The organism is Paracoccus sp. (in: a-proteobacteria) (assembly GCF_030538655.1).
Lineage (GTDB): Bacteria > Pseudomonadota > Alphaproteobacteria > Rhodobacterales > Rhodobacteraceae > Paracoccus.
Window position 1 is genome coordinate 1 of sequence record NZ_JAUNTO010000017.1, and the last position, 19,713, is coordinate 19,713.

19 protein-coding genes are annotated in these 19,713 nt (G+C 63.2%); 10 read left to right on the forward strand and 9 right to left on the reverse strand.

Going from position 1 to position 19,713, the window contains the following annotated elements:
- Nucleotides 1-90: 90 nt before the first annotated feature.
- From rplR to rpmD, 3 genes are all read left to right on the forward strand, one after another.
- Complete coding sequence (rplR, locus tag Q4G22_RS11615; RefSeq protein ID WP_303360820.1) at nt 91-450, forward strand: 50S ribosomal protein L18; 360 nt, start codon at nt 91-93, stop codon at nt 448-450.
- A 118-nt stretch (nt 451-568) separates the two neighbouring features.
- A complete protein-coding gene (gene rpsE, locus Q4G22_RS11620; RefSeq protein ID WP_303360821.1) occupies nt 569-1,138 on the forward strand; it encodes a 30S ribosomal protein S5 in 570 nt (189 codons plus the stop codon).
- A 12-nt stretch (nt 1,139-1,150) separates the two neighbouring features.
- Nucleotides 1,151-1,339 (forward strand): 50S ribosomal protein L30, encoded by a 189-nt coding sequence (gene rpmD, locus Q4G22_RS11625; protein ID WP_303360822.1) that lies wholly within the window; start codon nt 1,151-1,153, stop codon nt 1,337-1,339.
- A 151-nt stretch (nt 1,340-1,490) separates the two neighbouring features.
- On the opposite strand, the gene Q4G22_RS11630 is transcribed toward rpmD, so the two are convergent.
- The 5 genes from Q4G22_RS11630 to Q4G22_RS11650 form a co-directional block, all read right to left on the reverse strand.
- A complete protein-coding gene (locus Q4G22_RS11630; protein WP_303386068.1) occupies nt 1,491-2,486 on the reverse strand; it encodes an ABC transporter permease in 996 nt (331 codons plus the stop codon).
- Complete coding sequence (locus Q4G22_RS11635; RefSeq protein WP_303360824.1) at nt 2,479-3,486, reverse strand: ABC transporter permease; 1,008 nt, start codon at nt 3,484-3,486, stop codon at nt 2,479-2,481. The genes Q4G22_RS11630 and Q4G22_RS11635 overlap by 8 nt, the downstream gene beginning before the upstream one ends.
- Nucleotides 3,487-3,501: 15 nt before the next feature.
- Entirely contained in the window at nt 3,502-5,196 is a 1,695-nt protein-coding gene (locus tag Q4G22_RS11640) for a peptide ABC transporter substrate-binding protein (RefSeq protein ID WP_303386069.1), read from the reverse strand.
- Between the two features lie 67 nt (nt 5,197-5,263).
- Nucleotides 5,264-6,967 (reverse strand): peptide ABC transporter substrate-binding protein, encoded by a 1,704-nt coding sequence (locus Q4G22_RS11645; protein WP_303386070.1) that lies wholly within the window; start codon nt 6,965-6,967, stop codon nt 5,264-5,266.
- Between the two features lie 254 nt (nt 6,968-7,221).
- Nucleotides 7,222-8,919 carry a tannase/feruloyl esterase family alpha/beta hydrolase gene (locus Q4G22_RS11650; protein ID WP_303386071.1) on the reverse strand — a complete coding sequence of 566 codons (1,698 nt, stop codon included), beginning with the start codon at nt 8,917-8,919 and terminating at the stop codon, nt 7,222-7,224.
- 90 nt (nt 8,920-9,009) lie between these two features.
- Between Q4G22_RS11650 and Q4G22_RS11655 the strand changes: the two genes are divergently transcribed.
- Nucleotides 9,010-10,842 (forward strand): ABC transporter ATP-binding protein, encoded by a 1,833-nt coding sequence (locus Q4G22_RS11655; protein ID WP_303386072.1) that lies wholly within the window; start codon nt 9,010-9,012, stop codon nt 10,840-10,842.
- A gap of 5 nt (nt 10,843-10,847) precedes the next feature.
- Here the strand turns inward: Q4G22_RS11655 and Q4G22_RS11660 are convergent, their stop codons facing one another.
- The 3 genes from Q4G22_RS11660 to Q4G22_RS11670 form a co-directional block, all read right to left on the reverse strand.
- Nucleotides 10,848-11,906 (reverse strand): hypothetical protein, encoded by a 1,059-nt coding sequence (locus Q4G22_RS11660; protein WP_303386073.1) that lies wholly within the window; start codon nt 11,904-11,906, stop codon nt 10,848-10,850.
- Nucleotides 11,896-12,429: an ImmA/IrrE family metallo-endopeptidase gene (locus Q4G22_RS11665; protein ID WP_303386074.1), complete on the reverse strand. Its 534-nt coding sequence runs from the start codon at nt 12,427-12,429 to the stop codon at nt 11,896-11,898. The genes Q4G22_RS11660 and Q4G22_RS11665 overlap by 11 nt, the downstream gene beginning before the upstream one ends.
- A gap of 144 nt (nt 12,430-12,573) precedes the next feature.
- Complete coding sequence (locus tag Q4G22_RS11670; RefSeq protein WP_303386075.1) at nt 12,574-13,101, reverse strand: BrnA antitoxin family protein; 528 nt, start codon at nt 13,099-13,101, stop codon at nt 12,574-12,576.
- Nucleotides 13,102-13,352: 251 nt separating this feature from the next.
- Here Q4G22_RS11670 and Q4G22_RS11675 point away from each other — a divergent pair, with 251 nt between their 5' ends.
- The 3 genes from Q4G22_RS11675 to Q4G22_RS11685 are packed head-to-tail and all read left to right on the forward strand — an operon-like array spanning nt 13,353 to nt 15,600.
- Nucleotides 13,353-14,519 carry a M20 aminoacylase family protein gene (locus tag Q4G22_RS11675; RefSeq protein WP_303386076.1) on the forward strand — a complete coding sequence of 389 codons (1,167 nt, stop codon included), beginning with the start codon at nt 13,353-13,355 and terminating at the stop codon, nt 14,517-14,519.
- Nucleotides 14,516-14,866, forward strand: a complete 351-nt coding sequence (locus Q4G22_RS11680; protein ID WP_303386077.1) for a DUF1304 domain-containing protein — start codon at nt 14,516-14,518, stop codon at nt 14,864-14,866. The genes Q4G22_RS11675 and Q4G22_RS11680 overlap by 4 nt, the downstream gene beginning before the upstream one ends.
- Complete coding sequence (locus Q4G22_RS11685; protein WP_303386078.1) at nt 14,866-15,600, forward strand: glutamine amidotransferase; 735 nt, start codon at nt 14,866-14,868, stop codon at nt 15,598-15,600. Before Q4G22_RS11680 ends, Q4G22_RS11685 begins: the two co-directional genes overlap by 1 nt.
- A 93-nt stretch (nt 15,601-15,693) precedes the next feature.
- Here Q4G22_RS11685 and Q4G22_RS11690 read toward each other — a convergent pair whose 3' ends face one another.
- Nucleotides 15,694-16,638 (reverse strand): L-threonylcarbamoyladenylate synthase, encoded by a 945-nt coding sequence (locus Q4G22_RS11690; protein ID WP_303386079.1) that lies wholly within the window; start codon nt 16,636-16,638, stop codon nt 15,694-15,696.
- Between the two features lie 116 nt (nt 16,639-16,754).
- Here Q4G22_RS11690 and Q4G22_RS11695 point away from each other — a divergent pair, with 116 nt between their 5' ends.
- From Q4G22_RS11695 to Q4G22_RS11705, 3 genes are read left to right on the forward strand one after another with little or no spacing between them, the layout of a single operon-like run.
- Nucleotides 16,755-18,452, forward strand: a complete 1,698-nt coding sequence (locus tag Q4G22_RS11695) for an acyl-CoA dehydrogenase (protein WP_303386080.1) — start codon at nt 16,755-16,757, stop codon at nt 18,450-18,452.
- Nucleotides 18,449-19,513, forward strand: a complete 1,065-nt coding sequence (locus Q4G22_RS11700; RefSeq protein WP_303386081.1) for an MBL fold metallo-hydrolase — start codon at nt 18,449-18,451, stop codon at nt 19,511-19,513. Before Q4G22_RS11695 ends, Q4G22_RS11700 begins: the two co-directional genes overlap by 4 nt.
- Before the next feature lie 49 nt (nt 19,514-19,562).
- The gene (locus tag Q4G22_RS11705) at nt 19,563-19,712 is read left to right on the forward strand and encodes an aa3-type cytochrome c oxidase subunit IV (protein WP_303386082.1); all 150 of its coding nucleotides are present in this window, start codon (nt 19,563-19,565) and stop codon (nt 19,710-19,712) included.
- Nucleotide 19,713: the final 1 nt, after the last annotated feature.

The following is a 19,713-nucleotide window of genomic DNA, read 5'->3' on the forward strand; positions in this document are numbered from 1 at the left end:
CGTCCCGAGCCGTATAAAGGCAAGGGCATCCGCTACAAGGGCGAGTATGTCTTCCGCAAGGAAGGCAAGAAGAAGTAAGGGGCGCATGATATGGCACTGAAAAAGCAAGAGCTGTTCCAGAAGCGCCGCCTGCGCGTTCGGAACAAACTGCGGAAAACGGCCGATGGCCGCCCGCGTCTGTCGGTTCACCGTTCGTCCAAGAACATCTCGGTGCAGGTCATCGACGATGCCAAGGGCGTGACGCTGGCTTCGGCCAGCTCGCTGGAAAAGGATCTGGGCGTTGTTGGCAAGAACAACGTCGAAGCTGCCGCCAAAATAGGCGCAGCCATCGCCGAGCGCGCCAAGCAGGCGGGCGTCGAGAACGTTGTGTTCGACCGCGGTGGTTTCCTGTTCCACGGGAAAATCAAGGCTTTGGCCGACGCAGCGCGTGAAGGCGGGCTGAAGTTCTGATTTCTGCGGGTGGCGTTCGCGCCCCCCCGATGATCCGGGGGATGTCTGCTTTGTCGGGCATTCCACCATGGATCGGCTAAAACGGCGCCGCGCGCGCCACTTTTGAAAAGGATGCCTTATGGCAGAACGTGAAAACCGCCGGGATCGCCGCGACGACCGTCGCGAGCGCGAGGAAACCCCGGAATTCGCCGATCGTCTGGTCGCGATCAACCGTGTGTCGAAAACCGTCAAGGGTGGTAAGCGCTTTGGCTTTGCTGCCTTGGTTGTGGTTGGCGATCAGCGCGGCCGCGTCGGCTTTGGTAAAGGTAAAGCCAAAGAAGTGCCGGAAGCAATCCGCAAGGCCACCGAACAGGCGAAACGCAGCCTGGTTCGCGTGCCGCTGCGCGATGGCCGCACCCTGCACCACGACATGGAAGGCCGTCATGGCGCTGGTAAGGTCGTGATGCGCACCGCCGTTCCGGGGACCGGGATCATTGCCGGTGGTCCGATGCGCGCCGTGTTCGAAATGCTGGGTGTTCAGGACGTTGTGGCGAAATCGCTGGGGTCGCAGAACCCCTACAACATGATCCGCGCCACCATCGACGGTCTGACCAAGGAAGCCAGCCCCCGTTCGGTCGCGCAGCGTCGCGGCAAGAAGGTGGCCGACATCCTGCCCTCGGACAAGCCCGCCGAAGCGGTCGAAGCGTAAGGAGAGGCAAGAATGGCTAAAACCATCGTCGTCAAGCAGATCGGCTCGCCGATCCGCCGCCCCGCCATCCAGCGCGCTACGCTGAAAGGTCTGGGCCTGAACAAGATGCACCGCACGCGCGAGCTGGAAGATACCCCTGCGATCCGCGGCATGGTGAACTCGATCCCGCATCTGGCGGTCATCATCGAAGAAAAAGAATAAGAAACCGGCCGGGTAAACCCGGCCTTTTCTATAACGACGAAAGGCTGCCCACAGATCGTGGGTGGCCTTTTTTCTGTTCTGCGTTGGATGCCGACCGGGGGCAGTGCAGTGGGCGGCGCGGAATGTCCCTGCTGGGCGGTGGCCCGCGCCTTTAGCGCCCCCTGATCCGTGGGTCCATCGCATCGCGCAGACCGTCACCGATATAGTTCACGCACAGTACGGTCATGGAGATCAGAATACCCGGCAGGATCACGCGTGCGGGATACATCTGCATCTGATCCACTGCGTCGTTCAGCAGCCGTCCCCATGTCGGGAAATCCGGCGGAAACCCGAGGCCAAGGAAGGACAGCGCCGATTCCGTGATGATCGCCGTGGCGATTCCCAGCGTCGCGGCGACCATGATCGGCGACAGCACGTTGGGCAGGATATGGCGGCGGATCATCGCGACGGGCGAGGTGCCGATGGATCGGGCGGCCAGAATGAACTCGCGCTCTTTCAGGGCCAGCACCTCACCGCGCACGATGCGGGCTGATTGCATCCAGCTTGTCGCGCCGATGGCCGCAACGATCAGCAGGAAAATCCCCATGGCGGAACCGAAACTCTTGGACAGCGGTTCGCGGAACAGCGTCACCATCAGCAGCAGCAAGGGCAGCAGCGGCAGGGCAAGGAACAGTTCGGTCGTCCGCATCAGCGGCGCGTCAAGGCGGCGGAAATAGCCCGACAGCACCCCGATCAGCGACCCCAGCGTGATCGCCAGAACCATCGCCGTCAGCCCGACGGCGATGGACACCCGCCCGCCGAACATCAGCCGCGCCAGCATGTCGCGGCCCAGCTGGTCTGTCCCCAGCGGATGCGCCGCCGAAAAGCCGGAATTGCGGGCGCGGATGTCCACATAGGTGGGGTCGATGGTCCAGATATACGGCCCGATCGACACGAACAGCAGAATGCCGATGAACAGCGCCAGCGCGATCATCGCGCCCCGGCTGCGACGGAACTGCCGCCAGACGTCGCGCCACTGGCTGCGGGTTTCCGACGCGGCGGCCACCGGCGCATCCGGCGGCAGGGCGCTGGTCGCGGCGGCATTGGTGGCGCTGGCCAGCGCGGTTTCCTGCGCCTCGGTCGGCGCGCTGCGAGGGGCGTCAGTCATAGCGGATCCGCGGGTCAAGCACGCCATACAGAATATCGGCGATCAGGGTAAAGGTCACGATCAGGATCGCAAAGATGAAGGTCAGCGTCATTACCATCGGAATGTCGTTGGCGTGAATCGACATAATCAGCAACTGGCCCAGCCCGTTCACCTTGAACACCTGCTCGGTGATGATGGCGCCGCCGAACACGGCGGGCAGGCCAAGCGCGATCACCGTCACCACCGGGATCAGGCTGTTGCGCAGCACATGTTTCAGCACCACCCGCCATTCCGACAGACCCTTGGCGCGGGCGGTGCGGACGTAATCCTGGCTGAGATTGTTCAGCATCGAGGCGCGCATATAGCGGCTGATCTGCGCCGCGTTATACAGCGCCAGCACCGTCACCGGCATCACCATCTGCCGCACCTGCACGACGAAACTGTTCCAGTCGGTGACGCGATGGGTGGTGTCATAGATCATCGGGAACCATTGCAGGTTCACCGCGAACACCACGATCAGCACCACCCCGGTGAAAAAGGTCGGCATCGAAAAGCCGACCATCGACACGAATGTGCCGATCTGGTCGAACCACGAATATTGCCGATAGGCCGAGATGATCCCGATGGGAATCGCGATCAGCACCCCGATCAGATAGGACATGCCCACCACGGTCAGCGTTTGCGGCAGGCGTTGCGCGATTACGTCGAACACCGGGCTGCGCGATTGAAAGCTGATGATCCGCTGTTCACCCGCTGCAAATGCGGTGCCGGTCAGCTGGTCGATCCAGTGCAGCGGCTCGACCCAGAAAAACTGCCGCAGCCACAGCAGGTAACGCACATACCACGGATCGTTCAGCCCCAGTGCCGCGATCATCCGGGCGCGCACCTCGGGCGGGACGGTCAGGGGGATGTCGCCCAGGGGGCTGCCCGGCGACGCCTCCAGCAGCAGAAAGATCACCAGCGAGATGAACAGCAAGGTCGGAATCGCCAGCAAGGCGCGACGGATAGCAAAGTTTAGCATGTCACGTGCCCCGCATCATTCGCTGCGGTTCCAGTCCTGAATATTCCACAGATCGCTTTCCCATGCGTTTGGCTGCACCCCGGTCAGGCTGTTGACATGACCCGAGACCATGCCGCGATAGACCAGCGGGATCAGGATGTTGCTGTCTTTCGTCGGCATATCGTTCAGCATTTTCACCAGCGCCGCGCGTTCGCCCGCATTGGCGGTCTGACGCAGCTTGGCCACGCCCTCGTCATAGGCGGCTTCGCAAAAGCGGGCGAAATTGTTGCCCTGCCACTGATTGTCCGGGCTGGGGATGCGGGCGCAGGTCAGGTTGCCCATGAACGCCTCGGGGTCGGGGTTGTCAAAGCTGTTGGTATACATCTGCACATCGGCGAACAGTTTCTGGATCGTGTCCGGGCTGGCCGGATCGCCGCCAAAGAACACGCTGCCATCGACCACCTTCAGATCGGTTTCCACGCCGATCTCGCGCCACCATTGCTTGACCAGCGCCTGAATATCCTGCCGCACCTGACTGGCCGAGGATTGGAACAGCAGATGCAGCCGAACGCCGTCCTTTTGCCGGATACCATCGGCGCCCGGCGTCCACCCGGCCTGATCCAGCAACGCATTGGCGCCCGCGATGTCCTGCGCCAGACAGGCCGTGTTATCAGACACATAGGCCGCAGGGGCCGGCACGATATTGCAGGTTGCCCGGCCCGCCAGGCCATAGCCGATTTCCACCAGCAATTCCCGGTCAATCGCCATCGACAGTGCGGCGCGCACCGCCGGATCGGTCAGGAATGGATGCGGATGCGCCAAGGTCGAGCGTTCCGCCCCCAGATCAGCCGAAGGGTCGGTCTGGTTCAGTTCAATCCGTTCAACCATGGTGCCAAAGCTGGCAAAGGTCTGGCCGCGCCCGGCCTGTTCCATCTGCGCCAGCACTTCGGGGGCCAGCATCAGGTTCCAGCCGAAATCATATTCGCCGGTTTCCAGCACGGCGCGCGCCGCGCCTGCCGGATCGCCGCCGCCCTTGACGATGACGCGGCCAAAGCGGGGCAGGGCGGTGTCGCGGTAATGCGGGTTCACCTCGAAGGTGGCCACGTCATTGGGGCGGAAATCCGTCACCACAAAGGGACCAGTGCCGATGGGGGCAAAGTTCTGCGCCGTGCAGGCCGCGCCCGCCGGGCCAAGGCAACTGGCGAACTGCGCCGCCTGCAACACCGGCACGCGCGATCCGACAAAGGCCTGATAGGGCGCGAATTTCGGGCTGTCGAAATGGATGGTCACGGTCAGATCATCCACCACCTCAACGCGGTTAATGCCCTGAAACCGCGCGGCGACGGCACAGCCGAACCCTTCGGCCATGCAATAATCGGCAGTGAATTTCACATCCTGGGCCGTGACCGGGCTGCCGTCGGACCAGACCAGCCCCGGCTTCAGCCGCCAGGTGATCGCGCTGTGATCGGGCGCGATACCGCCATTGTCCAGTGTCGGCACTTCGGCGGCAAGGCGGGGGAACAGATTGCCCTCGCCGTCGATACCGGCCAGCGGCTCCAGCGCAAGCGAGGCCGGGTCCACATCCTTGCCCGAGGTGGACAGGTAAGGGTTCAGTGTCGATGCGGCCTGCCAATAGATGATCCGCAGATCCCCGGCATCGCCACGATCCGCAAGGGCAGGGACGGCGGGGATCAGGCACAGCGTGGACAAAAGGACGGACAGGCGACGCATGTGGAAACCTTTCTGAAATCGGGGTGAACCGGCCCCGCAGGGCCGGTTCGCTGTCAGCAGGGGCGGATCATTCCTTGATCCGATACCAGTCGGCGATGTTCCACAGCTCGGTATCCCAGGCGTTCAGCTCCACGCCGCCCAAGGTGTTCAGATAGGCCGAGGCCGTGCCGCGATAGACCAGCGGGATAACGGTAAAGCTGTCTTTCGTCAGCATGTCGTTCATCTGCCGGCCCAGGGCGGCGCGTTCGTCTGCGTCGGTGATCTGGGTCATCTGCGCGACCATTGCATCATAGGCCGGATCGCAGAAGCGGTTGATGTTTTCGCCCTGCCACTGGTTCGCGGGGCTGGGGGCCTGATCGCAGGTGTATTTCGCCAGATAGGGTTCCGGGTTGCCGCCCTCGAAGTTGTTGGCATACATCTGCACGTCGGCGTAGAATTTCTGGAACGTGTCCGGGCTGCCCGGATCGCTGCCAAAGAAGACCGAGGCATCGACGACCTTCAGTTCGGTATCAACACCGATTTCCGACCACCACTGTTTAATCAGCGCCTGAAAATCCTGCCGCACGGCGTTGACCGAGGTCTGGAACAGCAGGTGCAGCTTGACCCCATCCTTTTCGCGGATGCCGTCGCTGCCGACCGTCCAGCCCGCTTCGTCCAGCAGCGCCTTGGCGCCCTCGATGTCCTGCGCGACGCAGCCGGTGTTGTCGGATGCCCATGCCTCGGGGGCGGGGACCAGGTTGCAGGTGATCTGACCAGCGGGACCATAGCCGATTTCCACCAGCATTTCCCGGTCGATCGCCTTGGACAGCGCCTCGCGCACGCGCTGATCCGACAGGATCGGGTGCGGATGCGCGCGGGTCGAGCGTTCGCCCTCGGGCAGCGAGGATGACGGGTCGGTCAGGTTGATTTCCAGCCGCTCCAGCAGGCTGCCAAAGGCCGCATCGACCTTGCCCCGGCCCGCGCCCTCCATGCTGGCCAGCACATCGGGGGCCAGCATCGTGTTCCACGCATAGTCAAACTCGCCCGATTCCAGAACCGCGCGCGCCGCCGAAGCCGCATCATTGCCGCCTTTCATTACCAGCGTGGCAAAGGCAGGCTTGGCTGGGTCGCGGTATTCGGGGTTCGCCTCGAACGAGATCACGTCATTGGTACGGAAATCGGTGACGCGAAACGGGCCGGTGCCGGTGGGCTTGAAGTTCTGGTCGGTGCAGGTGGGGGCCGCCGCGCCGATGCAGTTTTCGAACTGCGCCTTCTGGATGATCGGCGACTGACCGGCGACAAAGGCGGAAAACGGATCGGGGCGCGGCGCGGTGAATGTGACCTTGACGGTCAGCGGGTCCACCGCCTCGACGTTGGCGATGCCTTCGAATTTCGACAGCTGCGCGCAGCCGCCCGCCGGGTCCATGCAATATTGCGCGGTAAAGACCACATCATCGGCGGTAAAGTCGGAGCCGTCCGACCATTTGATCCCCTCTTTCAGCTTCCATGTGACGGTGGTCAGGTCTTCCGAGATGCCGCCGTTGTCCAGCGTCGGAATTTCGGCGGCCAGACGCGGCACCAGTTCGCCCGCAGGGGTAAAGCTGGCCAGCGGTTCCAGCGTCATGCTGGCGGCGATGATTTCCTTGGTGCCGCCCGACAGATAGGGGTTCATCGTCGAGGGCGCCTGCCACATGATGATGTTCACCTGACCATCGCTGCCGCGTTCGGCCATGGCCGCAGGTGCCAGCACCAGCGTGGCCGCCGCGCCCATCAGGGCTGTTTTCAGTGTCATGAGAGCCTTACCTCCTGTTGGATGACCGGAAACGGGCAGGGAACAGGCGCGGGGGCCGAAGGCACTGTCGCAGCATGATCTTGGTGGTTCCCCGTCCGTTTGTTCGCGCCGCCTCTTTGATCGGGCGGAATGGGGACAGTTTCCGGTCCATCGCCCCCCTTGGCAAGAGGATTATTGCGTCCCGCGAATGCCGGGGGCGCTTCGCCCCCCGGACCCCCAGAGGATATTTAAGGACAGAAGATGCGGGTTTGAGGCTATGGCCGGTGCGGGCGGCAGAGAAAATTCAGCCCTTCGAAACCGCAATCCTGCTGAAAGCCAGAGCGGAAATAATCAGCACCTGCCCAGTTTTGCCACAGTGTCGGGGCGACCTGCATGGCTGTGCCGGGCTGCCAGTCGGCGGGCGTGTCGGCGGTGCCGCCATCTTGTAGCGTGGCGGTGGCGGGGAAGGGGAACAGGGTGCGGCCTTTGCCCTGCTGCGCCGCCGCATCATCGGCGGATGCGATCAGGCTGTCTGGGGCGGTGCCGTTTTCCACCCAATCCATCAGCGGCGACATCACGTCGATGCTGGTCAGGTCTTGCCCGCCGCTGCAATGGCCCATGCCGGGGATCAGGAACAGGCGCAGCGTCCCGTCGGCCTTGTCGCCCAGCACGGCTTGTGCCGCCTGCACCCAGGCGACCGAATTGGCGGCCGAGATATGTGGATCGGCCAGCCCGTGCCAGACGATCAGCTTGCCGCCCCGGTCGGCAAAGGCGGAAATATCGGGATTCGTCGCGTCATAGATGCCATGCATCGGGCGCATTTTTTCCAGCTGATCGGTGGTGAAGGTGAAATCCGCCAGCGTCCAGTCGGGGTCAAACGGCGTCACATAGGCCATGCCGGGGATCATGTCTGATGCGGCCTGCGGCGACATGGCAAAGCGCCCGGACGTGGGGGCCGAGGTCACGATCTGGTCCATTGCCGGGGCGTCACCCTGCGCCTGTTGCAGCCCGCCCGGCGGCGGGCCGGCCACGGCCACCCCGGCCCAGTTCAGTTCCGACCCCGGTAGCAATGCGCCCACGACCAGCCGCTGATCGCCATCATAGGGGCCGCGATACAGATCTGCCGCCGCCCGTGCGGCCGTTTCCGACAGCCCGTTCCCGGCCAGTGTCAGCGGGTCGAAATCGCAGCCGAACGGGTCAGAGATCAGCCCGTCCGCCGTGCCGTCACGCGCATCGCAGGCATCCAGCGCGGCCTGATGCAGCACCGGCAGATCATCCGTCGTCAGCCGCGCGTCATCGGACAAAGGCTGCACCACATGCGCGTTCCAGCCATGCGCCATGCTGTTCTGCACCAGAAAGTTCAGGGCCGCCGCCCCTGCCGCGATTCCGTCGAAATCGTCGGGATAGCGTTGCGCCTCCATCAGCGCCTCGCGCCCGCCGTCGGAACAGCCGCTGAAATAGGAAAACTGCGGCGCCTGCCCATAATAGGCGGTGATGATCCGCTTGGCGATCACGCTGGTCACATGCACGCCGCGATAGCCGAAATCGACGCGCAGCTGCATATCGCTGGCCGCCCACAGCCCGCCCGAGGTATCATGCCCCATATCGGTCGAGGCCATCGCGAATTCGCCATTCACAATCGCCGGACAGTCGCGCTGTGGCGATTCGATACCAAGCCGCCCACACAGCCCCCCGCAGCCGGTTTGCAAATAACGCTGCGTCCAGCCGCTGACCGGCATCTGCACCCGAAAGGTGACACGCGGCGAGATCACGCCCTCGACCACGCACATCGTATGACCATCGACCTGCGTTTCAGTGGCGCTGGTGATGGTCGTCGGCGCTTTGAGCGTGCTGAAATTCTGCTGCGCCAGTGCCGCGCAATCCATCGCTGGCGCGATGACGGGCAGGTCTGCCCCCGCCGCCAGCAGCGGCCCCGGCAGTGCCAGCATCGCAATCATCGCAAGAATCCGCATCATCCGCCCCATCAAGCCGCTTTGACATCCGCGCCAACCTCATTACCCTGCCGCATAACACGGCTTCGGTAAATAAAAAGGAAACCGCAGATGCTGGACGGTAAACCCCTCGTTTCCATCAACAATCTGCGGGTCGAGTTTCAGACCAACGATGGTGTCGTTGTCGGCGTCAACGACATTTCCTTCGACATCAAGCCGGGCGAATGCGTCTGTGTCGTGGGCGAATCGGGGTCGGGCAAGTCGGTGTCCTCGCTGGCGCTGATGCGGCTGGTCGAGTTCGGCGGGGGCGAGATTGCGGGCGGCAAGCTGATGTTCGACCGGGGCGACGGTGCGCCCATCGACATCGCCAAACAGGGCAGCGCCACCATGCGCGACATTCGCGGCAACCAGATCGGCATGATCTTTCAGGAACCGATGACCGCGCTGAACCCCGTTTTCACCGTCGGCGACCAACTGGCCGAGGGGTTGATCGTCCATCGCGGCCTGTCGCGCGCACAGGCCCGCGCCCGCGCGCTGGACATTCTGCGCGAGGTCCGTATCCCCGAACCCGAGCGTCGCCTTGACCAATACCCGCATGAGCTGTCGGGCGGGATGCGGCAGCGTGTTGTCATCGCCATGGCCATGGCCTGCGAGCCGCGTCTCTTGATCTGCGACGAGCCGACCACTGCGCTGGATGTGACGATTCAGGCCGAAATCCTTGCCCTGATCGACCGCCTGAAACGCGACAACAACATGGCGGTGCTGTTCATCACCCATGACATGGCGGTGGTGGCGCAGATGGCCGACCGCGTGGTGGTGATGTTCCGCGGCAACAAGGTCGAGGAAGGCCCCGTCGCGCAAATCTTTGAAAATCCACGCCAGGATTACACGAAAATGCTGCTGGCCGCTGTCCCCCGTCTGGGCGAGATGACCGGCAAACCCGCGCCCGAGCGGATGCGACTGATGCGCGACGGCACGGCGGCCACGCCCGCGCCGATCATCGTCGCCGACCCCAGACCCTTGCTGACGGTCGAAAACCTGACCACCCGTTTCGCGGTCAAGGGCGGTATTTTGCGCCGCACCGTCGCCTATGTTCACGCGGTCGAGGACGTGTCCTTTACCATCAACGGCGGCGAAACCCTGTCTCTGGTCGGTGAATCGGGGTCGGGCAAATCGACGGCGGGGCGGTCGATCCTGCGGCTGGTCGAGCCGGAATCGGGCCGCATCGACCTGAACGGCACCGACGTCCGCGCCCTTGGCAGCGGGGCGTTGCGCCGCGCCCGCCGCGACATGCAGATGATCTTTCAAGACCCCTTCGCCAGCCTCGATCCGCATATGAAGCTGTTCGATCAAGTCGCTGAACCCATGCGCAATTTCGGCATCGGCACGCGCAGCGAACGCGAGGATCGCATCGCCGCCCTGTTCGACCGCGTGGAACTGCCCCGCCACTTCATGCGCCGCTATCCGCACGAGATGTCCGGCGGCCAGCGCCAACGCATCGCCATCGCCCGCGCCCTCGCCCTGAACCCGAAACTCATTATCGCCGACGAGGCCGTGTCGGCGCTGGACGTGTCGGTGCAGGCCCAAGTGCTGAACCTGCTGATGGAACTGCAACAAGACCTCGGCATCTCGATGCTGTTCATTAGCCACGACATGGCCGTAGTCGAACGCGTCAGCCATCACGTCGCCGTGATGTATCTGGGCCGCATCGTCGAAATCGGCACCCGCCAGCAGGTCTTTGAAAACCCGCAGCACAGCTACACCCGCCAATTGATGAGCGCCGTCCCCGTCGCCGACCCGCGCCAGAAAAAGATCAGCGAAGACCTGAATTTCCGCCCGATCCCGTCTCCGATTCACCCGGTGGATTATGTCGCGCCAAAGTCGGTGTATCGCGAGGCGGCACCGGGCCATAAGGTGCTGGTGGAGCCGGTGACGCATGGGTGATCGCGCTACGGGTTCAGAGTATCGGGATTGTCGAGAGTTTCTTCTTGCTCTGAGGTTTCCTCGTGTGTCGCGCCTGTTTCCTGACTAGCTGCTCGCGCTTTCTCGCCTTCGAAATGGGCTAAAATTTTTTCTTTATGGTTCAGATAACTTTCAGGCGGCTCAGGTTTTTCGCAATTGTCATCAAGGGGTAGTGCGATGTCATCTGTGCCAACTAGACTACAATAGTCGTTCAGGTAGTCTAAGAGCGACTGATGGTCGGTGTTGTTCGCATTGCCATTCAGTAGCTGACGTTCCCGCCGTCTGACCTCTTTAGCGGGTAAATGATCCATCGTGTCAATAAACAGCTTTGGATACGGTTCGCCATGATTGACACCTTTTAGCTCTTCTGGCTTTTCGAATCTTATATCATGAGCAAAGCCAAGTCGTCCCCTGTTATTCAAAATCAGCCGTGCCGCTTGCACGCTAAGTAAAAATTTTTCAGGCGTCGCTTTGGATGCGACTCGAAACCCGGTGTCAATAGCTTTGCCAAGAAAGTCGTAATTGAAAGGTTCCATGTCTGCCGCGCATTCTAGTTCCTCTGTTGCAGAGGTGAATGCTTCCTGATTACCACGCCTTAGATGAACGGCCCTGTTTGGTTCCGGGAAGGCTGCAAGCCAAGCTGCCCCTTTGAGATTCAGGCTTAGCCCCTGATCGGAGAGTTCCTTTCGATATGCGTGCAAAGTCTCTATAAAAGATGAAAGCGCCGTCGCAGCCGATTTCTGACTGGTTACTCGGCCACAAAACACGAGTTCATCTCCGACAGCTTTCCAAAGCTCTGGGCAAGAATCATTTTCTGTTGCGGCTGTTCTGCATTGCAGGTAGCAGCTATTGAACCTTTCGGGAAAGCTGTCGTAAAACTTTTGAAACACCCTAACCCACTTTGGGGTTGGGTCGTCCTTTGTGTCTTGGCCAGTATCGGAATTTTTGAAAGCAGTTGAACCGCTCAGGTCAACGGATAGAAATATCCGAACTCTATATTCCGCCGGTGTGCCTCGTAATTCTTCTTTTTCGATTTTAGAGACCAAGGCTCTCTGCTCGTATCTTTGCCGCGGCTTCCGTTACGCCAAAAAATTGCCCTACTGTGCTGCGGTCGCTTTTGTAGAATTCGCTGAATTCTTTTTTTGGCATAAGAAGTGCTGCGGCGAACCAATTTGCTTCCCATTCGCAGCGGACCAAATCTTTATTATCTTTGTCAACCCATCTGGTTGCTCTCATGCCTTTGCCCGGATTTGCTTTTTTAACTTTCGGCCAATGCAGCAGCCTGTGCCCCAGTTCATGGGCTATGGTGAAATTATCACGCAGCGCGCCGGTATACGACGATAGCCTTATCTTAAAAGAACCATCAGGCTCAACGATAATGGCATCAGTCTGGTCATCGTCTAAAAAGTCGATGTACTCGATTGTCCCTCGGTTTTTTCTGACGACATCGGCCAGTTGGAAGCCATTTTTCAGTCCTACTCTCTGGCGCTGCTCTTCTGCAAACTGCCAAATTGCAGACTTACTGGCCCGTGACGGGATTGGAAGACTGTAATCTGGACGATTGGACATGATTGTAACTCTGGCATCCTGCGTGGCGAACGAAATCGAGATGCTTGAACATTATTGCACGAGACTCCGGTGCGGTATTTTACTGTCGCCCGATTGGTGGTTGCCGTCAAGTCAGATCGCTAAATGTAGTTACCAGCCCAAAAATCACCCCCGCTCCACCCTCCCCCTCGCCATCCGCACCCGCCCCTCAGCCTTGAACCGCCCCATCTCACTGCTCTCATCCCCCAGCGGGACGCCCGCACCGCTGCCGCTCCACGCCATATCCTCGCGCATACCGGCCTCGACCATCTCGCGCGGCCCATCGGCCCACCATGGGCGCTGGCCGTCGTAATCCATCGGGTCGTCCTCGGTCCGGCGCAGATAGTCCATCGTCTCGGCGCCGTCGATCAGCCCGGCCAGCCGCGCGTGCATCCAGACCGACAGCACCCGGTTGACCCGAGGTTGCCAGTTCGTGCCCATTGACTGAAAGAATTTCACGATGTCCTCGTCCAGCCGGATGGTCACGCGGCGGGTTTTGCCGGTGCCCTTGTCGCGCGCGATCTCGTGCCATCCGGCGGGGATGCGCATCTGCGACAGCAGGGTGTTGTGCAGATCCCATTCCAGCATCCGCATCGCATCGGCCATATAGTGATAGTTCTGCCGCCGCGCGGCCTCGGCCCTGGTGATCGCCATGATCTGCCCCCTTGATCTGATGGCGGCATCCTGACCGGGCGCGGTTAACGCCCTGTTAACCACGCGGGCGATACGGGCGGTGCACAGCCTGTGTACAGGTTGTGCACAACTGGTGCACCGGCTGTGCAGCGAAAAACCCGGCAATTGCTGGTCTTTACAGCACCTCCGTTGCGCTGCCCGGCCAAAGCAACGCGCGCCCCGTTGCGCAACACCCGCCCGCTGCCCTAATCTCGCCTCAAAGGAGTCCCACCATGCCACCCAAAAACCGCTTCGCCGAATTGCTGCCCGAGATCACCGCCTGGCGCCGCGACTTTCACGAACACCCGGAACTGCTCTATGATGTCCACCGCACCGCCGCCCGCGTGGCCGAGCTGCTGCGCGAGTTCGGCTGCGACGAGGTGACCGAGGGCATCGGCCAGACCGGCGTGGTCGGGGTGATCCGGGGCCGCACCGATACCAGAGGCCGCGTGATCGGGCTGCGCGCCGATATGGACGCGCTGCCGATCATCGAACAGACCGGCCTTGACTATGCCTCGAAAACCCCCGGCAAGATGCACGCCTGCGGCCATGACGGCCACACCGCCATGCTGCTGGGCGCGGCCAAGTATCTGGCCGAGACCAGAAATTTCGACGGCACCGCCATCGTCATCTTCCAGCCGGCCGAGGAAGGCGGGGCAGGGGGCGACGCGATGATCCAGGATGGGCTGACCGATCGCTGGGGCATTCAGGAATATTACGGCATGCACAACATGCCCGGCATTCCGGTGGGCAGTTTTGCGATCCGCGAAGGTGGGATCATGGCCGCCGCCGACCAGTTCGACATCGTGGTGACGGGCAAGGGCGGCCACGCCGCCAAGCCGCAAGAGGTGATCGACACCGTTCTGGTGACCGCCCATATCATCACCGCGCTGCAATCCATCGTGTCGCGCAATATCGACCCGCTGAAAAACGGCGTGGTCTCGGCCTGCGTGGTCACGACGGATTCGACGGCGCATAACGTCATCCCGCAGGTGGTCAAGATCAAAGGCACCGCCCGCAGCCTTGACCCGGATGTGCGCGATCAGCTGGAAGAGGGCATCACCCGCGTCGCCGTCAACACCGCCGCTGCCTTTGGCGCCACCGCCGCCGTTACCTATGAGCGCGGCTATCCGGTCACGCGCAATCACCCGTCCGAAACCGGCTATGCCATTGATGTCGCACGCGCAATATCGCCCGATGTGAACACCGATGTGGCCCCGATGATGGGCGGCGAGGATTTCAGCTATATGCTGGAATCGCGCCCCGGCGCCTATATCTTCGTCGGCAATGGCGACACGGCGATGGTCCACCATCCGGCCTATAATTTCAGCGACGAGGCGATCCCCTTTGGCTCAAGCTGGTATGCCGGTATGGTCGAATCGCGGATGCCCGCCGCATGATCGGTCTGGTGCTGGCGGGGCTGGTCGCGGCGCTGCATCTTTACATCATGTGGCTGGAAATGTTCCGCTGGCAGGCCCCGCGCACCCGTGCCGCATTTGGCGGGCTGGATGCGGATTTCGCAGCCAGAACGCGGGTGATGGCGGGCAATCAGGGGCTGTATAACGGCTTTCTGGCAGCAGGGCTGATCTGGGGCCTTTGGCGCGGCGATCAGGGCGTAATACTGTTCTTTCTGGCCTGTGTTGCGGTCGCTGGCCTCTATGGCGCGGCTACCGTCAGCCGCCGTATCCTGATGGTGCAGACGGTGCCCGCCGCGCTGGCTATGGCTGCGGTTCTGGCTGGGGTCTGATGAAGCCATTCCTGATCCTGCAACTCCGCCCCGAAGACGAGGCGGCGGATGAGGAATTCGCCGCCATCCTGCGCCGGGGCCGGTTGCGCGCCGATCAGATCCGCCGTATCCGGCTGGACCGCGACAGCCTGCCCGCCGCGCTGCATCTGGCTGATTACGCAGGCATTATCGTCGGCGGCGGTCCGGGCTGTGTCTCTGACCCGCCCGATCAGAAAACCCCGACCGAGGCCCGGATCGAGGCGGCGATCCTGTCGCTGATGCCACAGGTGATCGCGGCGGACTTTCCCTTTCTGGGTTGCTGCTACGGCATCGGCATCCTTGGCCGGGCACTGAACGCGCCGGTTGGCAAATCGCGTTACGGCGAAGCTGTCGGCGCCGTCATCGTCCGCCAGACCGATCAGGCCGCCGCCGACCCGCTGCTGACCGGCCTGCCACATGAATTCCCGGCCCTCGTCGGCCATAAAGAGGCGCTGGAGCAACTGCCGGCCAACACGGCGCATCTGCTGGCGGGTGATGCCTGCCCATTCCAGATGATCCGCCATCGGCACAACATCTATGCCACGCAGTTCCACCCGGAATCCGATGGCAACAGCTTTGCGCTGCGCATCCGCATCTATCGCAACAAAGGCTATTTCCCGCCCGACGCGGCTGACGCGCTGACTGCCGCTGTTGCCGGTGTCCAGACTGAAATATCAGGGAAAATCCTTGCGAACTTTGCCGCCCGCTACGGCTGACAGCTATCTTTGGTCTGCAAATATCCCACGCGATAAGGCGGATCAGAAAAAGGTCCAGCGGAGCTTTTTCCCGACGAATTGGGTGTGCCCCCCTTATCGCGGTGCCGCCGCGCGCCGCAGCCGGTCATTGATCGCCGCGCCCAAACCATGATCCGGCACCGGCGCAACCGCGATCGGCTGGCCCAGATCATCGGCGCGGCGCAGCACATCGAACAGGCGCGCCGCAGCCTCGGTCAGATCGCCAGTGGGCGACAGGCTAAGCGGGCCGTCGCTGCCAAAGCCGATGTATTGCTCGCCCGCCCGCGGCGCGTCGGCGTTCAGCCGCACAGCCGCTTGCGGGGCGTAATGGCTGGCCAGTTGTCCCGGTGCCCGCGGGCTGTCCGGGTCAGGCCCGCGCCGCAGGGGGGCGGCCAGAACCGCCTCAATCGCCTCGGTCGCGATGCCGCCGGGGCGCATCAGCACCGGCTGTGCGCCATCCCAGCCGATGATCGTCGATTCCACGCCCACCGGGCATGGCCCGCCGTCCAGCACCGCCGCGATCCGCCCGCCCAGCCCGGCGCGGCTGTCCAGCACATGATCCGCCGTCGTCGGGCTGACCCGCCCCGAAGCATTGGCCGAAGGTGCGGCCAAAGGCCCGCCAAAGGCGCGCAGCACCGCCTGCGCCACCGGATGGGTCGGCACCCGCACCGCCGCCGTGGTCAACCCCGCTGTCACCAGGGACGCCACCCCCGCCTCGGCGCGTAGCGGTGCCACCAGCGTCAGCGCGCCGGGCCAAAAGGCCGCCGCCAACGCCTCGGCCTCATCCGGCAGATCGACCAGCGCCCGCGCCGCCGTCAGATCGGCCACATGCAGAATCAGCGGGTTGAACGCGGGTCGCCCCTTGGCCGCATAAACGGCGGCCACCGCCGCGCCATTCCGGGCATCGGCCGCCAGCCCGTAAACCGTTTCGGTCGGGATCGCCACGGGCCAGCCCGCCGCCAGCAGCCGTGCGGCGGTGGCAATGCCCTGTGGGTCGTCTGTCAGGCGCTGTGTCTGCATCGGTGACGTAGAGTTCCGGTCTGTAGGGGCTTGCGAAGTCAAGGGATATGCGAAAACGATCAGATAAGCGTGCGGGCAATCTTTGCCAAGCCGCGCCTGATATAAAGGGGGGAATCATGGCCTATCGCGCTCCGGTCGAACAAATTGCGTTTATCCTGAATCATGTGGTGCCGTTCGGGCGGCTGGCCGACACCGAGCGCTATGCCGAGGCGACGCCCGAAACTGTCAACGCCATCTTGTCCGAGGCAGGCAAGCTGACCAGCAATGTCATCGCGCCGCTGAACCGCGCGGGCGATCTGACCCCGGCACGGCTGGAAAACGGTGTGCTGCGGTCTTCGCCCGGCTATGCCGACGGGTTCCGCGCCATTGCCGAAGGCGGCTGGGTCGGGCTGTCGGCTGATCCCGAATATGGCGGCATGGGTCTGCCGCAGGCGCTGAACACGGCGGTGGCGGATATGATGTCGGGCGCCTGCCTTGCGCTGCAACTGAACCCCTTGCTGACGCAAGGCCAGATCGAGGCGCTGGAACATCATGCCAGCGACGAGATCAAGGCCCTGTATCTGCCGCGCCTGACCAGCGGCGACTGGTCGGGCAGCATGAACCTGACCGAACCACAAGCGGGCAGCGATGTCGGTGCGCTGACAACCCGCGCGGAACCGGCGGGCGACGGCACCTATCGCGTGACCGGACAAAAGATCTTTATCACCTGGGGCGACAGCGATGTGACCGCCAATGTCTGCCATCTGGTGCTGGCTCGCCTGCCCGATGCCGCGCCCGGCACTCGTGGCATCAGTCTGTTCATGGTGCCGAAATTCATCCCTGATGAAAACGGCGATCCGGGCGCCCGCAACAGCCTGCATGTCGTCTCGCTGGAACACAAGCTGGGCATCCATGGCAGCCCGACGTGCGTGATGTCCTTTGACGGCGCCAAAGGCTGGCTGGTGGGCGAGGAACACAAGGGTATGGCCGCCATGTTCACCATGATGAACGCTGCCCGTCTGGGGGTTGGCACGCAAGGCGTCGGCGTGGCCGAGGCGGCGCTGCAACAGGCCGTCGCCTATGCGCAGGACCGCAACCAGATGGGGCCGATCATCGGCCATCCCGATGTGCGCCGGATGCTGGCCACCGCGCGGGCCGAGGTGTTTGCCGCCCGCGCCCTCTGTCTGGCCTGCGCCACGGCGATTGATATGGCCCGCGCCACCGGCGACGACGATTGGGCCGCCCGCGCCGCCTTTCTGACGCCGATTGCCAAGGCTTACGGCACCGATGTCGGTTGCCGCGTGGCCGATGCCGGTGTGCAGGTCCACGGCGGCATGGGCTATATCGAGGAAACCGGCGCCGCCCAATATCTGCGCGATGTGCGGATCACGCCGATCTACGAAGGCACCAACGGCATTCAGGCGATGGACCTTGTGGGCCGCAAGCTGGCCGATGGCGGCGATGCAGCACTGCGCCTGCTGGACGAGGCGGGGGATGACGCCCGCAAGGCACATGCGATCTGCCCCGAAATGGCCGATCTGGTCTGGCAGGCGACCGAGGCGCTGCGCGAGGGCACGCAGGCCATGCTCGATTCGGGCATGTCCGACCGCTTTGCCGGGGCGGTGCCCTATCTGCACGCCTTTGCGCGGGTGCTGGGAGCGATTTACCATATCCGGGCGGCTGGAAAGGGCGGCGAGGCCGAACGCAAGCTGGCCCGCGTCTATATCACCCGCATCTTGCCCCGGATGTATGCCGATCTGGCCGAGGCGCGGGCGGGTGTCGCCGATCTGGACGCCATCCCCGACGCGGCACTGGCCGGGGCTGCCTCGGCGTGAGCCTGCCCCAAGGTCGCGAACCGGCGGGCATCAGCCATCCGTGGCCCGACCCGCCCGCGCCAGGGCAGGCAGTGCAAATTGCCGATGGCGTGCTGTGGTTGCGCCTGCCGCTGCCGATGGCGCTGGACCATGTCAACGTCTTTGCCTTTGCCGATGATGTGGCGGAAGGTGGCGGCTGGACGGTGATCGACACCGGCTTTGACACCCGCCGCAGCCGCGCCATCTGGGAAACGGCGCTGGCTGGTCCTCTGGCCGGACGGCCTGTCACGCGGATCATCGCCACGCATCATCACCCCGACCACATCGGCCTTGCCGGATGGTTCATGGCGCAGGGGTCTGATCTGTGGACCAGCCGCACGGCGTGGCTGATGGCGCGGATGCTGGTGCTGGATGAACAGGGCAGCCCGCCCCCCGAAACGCTGACCTTCTGGCGACGTGCCGGGATGCCGGCTGCGCTGTTGGCCGAACGCGCCGGGCAGCGCCCGTTCAACTTTGCCGATACCGTCCATCCTCTGCCGCTTGGCTATACCCGCCTGACCGAAGGGCAGAGGGTCCGCTTTGGCGGGCGCGACTGGCGGGTGACGATGGGCGATGGCCATGCGCCCGAACATGTCACGCTATGGTCGCTGTCGGATGATCTGGTGATCGGCGGCGATCAGTTGCTGCCCGGTATCTCGCCCAACCTTGGCGTCTATCCGACCGAGCCGCAGGCCGATCCGGTCGGCGACTGGCTGGCCGCCTGCCACCGCCTGTCAGCCTTGGCGCGGCCCGGCCATCTGGTGTTGCCGGGGCACAAGCTGCCCTTTGCCGGCCTGCCGCTGCGGCTGACGCAGATGGTGCAGAACCACGAACGCGCGCTGGATCGTCTGGCCAGCGCGCTGGCCGAACGGCCCCGCAGCGCTGCTGAATGTTTCCCGGCACTTTACCGGCGCGAGATCGGGGCGGGGGAATACGGTCTGGCCCTGGTCGAAGCCGTGGCCCATCTGAACCGGCTGGCCGTCACCGGACGGGCACAGCCCGTCGGCGAAAGGGATGGTGCCGTGCTGTGGGGCGTGACATGAGGTTGCGCATCCGCTATCCCGAAACCAGCCAACATCCGGAGGAACAGGCATGGCCCAAGATGACGTGACGACTCATACGATCGGCGAAATGGACATCCGCGAACAGCAGCGCACTTTTAACGGATTTCTCCGTTTCTGCGTCTGGACGACGGTGGTGACGGCGGTCGTGCTGATCTTTCTGGCGCTGGCGAACGCCTGAT

Excerpts from the sequence above, each read along its gene's own strand:
- rplR (WP_303360820.1), top strand. The coding sequence starts at position 91 with ATGGCACTGAAAAAGCAAGAGCTGTTCCAGAAGCGCCGCCTGCGCGTT.
- rpsE (WP_303360821.1), top strand. The coding sequence starts at position 569 with ATGGCAGAACGTGAAAACCGCCGGGATCGCCGCGACGACCGTCGCGAG.
- rpmD (WP_303360822.1), top strand. The coding sequence starts at position 1,151 with ATGGCTAAAACCATCGTCGTCAAGCAGATCGGCTCGCCGATCCGCCGC.
- Q4G22_RS11630 (WP_303386068.1), bottom strand. The coding sequence starts at position 2,486 with ATGACTGACGCCCCTCGCAGCGCGCCGACCGAGGCGCAGGAAACCGCG.
- Q4G22_RS11635 (WP_303360824.1), bottom strand. The coding sequence starts at position 3,486 with ATGCTAAACTTTGCTATCCGTCGCGCCTTGCTGGCGATTCCGACCTTG.
- Q4G22_RS11640 (WP_303386069.1), bottom strand. The coding sequence starts at position 5,196 with ATGCGTCGCCTGTCCGTCCTTTTGTCCACGCTGTGCCTGATCCCCGCC.
- Q4G22_RS11645 (WP_303386070.1), bottom strand. The coding sequence starts at position 6,967 with ATGACACTGAAAACAGCCCTGATGGGCGCGGCGGCCACGCTGGTGCTG.
- Q4G22_RS11650 (WP_303386071.1), bottom strand. The coding sequence starts at position 8,919 with ATGCGGATTCTTGCGATGATTGCGATGCTGGCACTGCCGGGGCCGCTG.
- Q4G22_RS11655 (WP_303386072.1), top strand. The coding sequence starts at position 9,010 with ATGCTGGACGGTAAACCCCTCGTTTCCATCAACAATCTGCGGGTCGAG.
- Q4G22_RS11665 (WP_303386074.1), bottom strand. The coding sequence starts at position 12,429 with ATGTCCAATCGTCCAGATTACAGTCTTCCAATCCCGTCACGGGCCAGT.
- Q4G22_RS11670 (WP_303386075.1), bottom strand. The coding sequence starts at position 13,101 with ATGGCGATCACCAGGGCCGAGGCCGCGCGGCGGCAGAACTATCACTAT.
- Q4G22_RS11675 (WP_303386076.1), top strand. The coding sequence starts at position 13,353 with ATGCCACCCAAAAACCGCTTCGCCGAATTGCTGCCCGAGATCACCGCC.
- Q4G22_RS11680 (WP_303386077.1), top strand. The coding sequence starts at position 14,516 with ATGATCGGTCTGGTGCTGGCGGGGCTGGTCGCGGCGCTGCATCTTTAC.
- Q4G22_RS11685 (WP_303386078.1), top strand. The coding sequence starts at position 14,866 with ATGAAGCCATTCCTGATCCTGCAACTCCGCCCCGAAGACGAGGCGGCG.
- Q4G22_RS11690 (WP_303386079.1), bottom strand. The coding sequence starts at position 16,638 with ATGCAGACACAGCGCCTGACAGACGACCCACAGGGCATTGCCACCGCC.
- Q4G22_RS11695 (WP_303386080.1), top strand. The coding sequence starts at position 16,755 with ATGGCCTATCGCGCTCCGGTCGAACAAATTGCGTTTATCCTGAATCAT.
- Q4G22_RS11705 (WP_303386082.1), top strand. The coding sequence starts at position 19,563 with ATGGCCCAAGATGACGTGACGACTCATACGATCGGCGAAATGGACATC.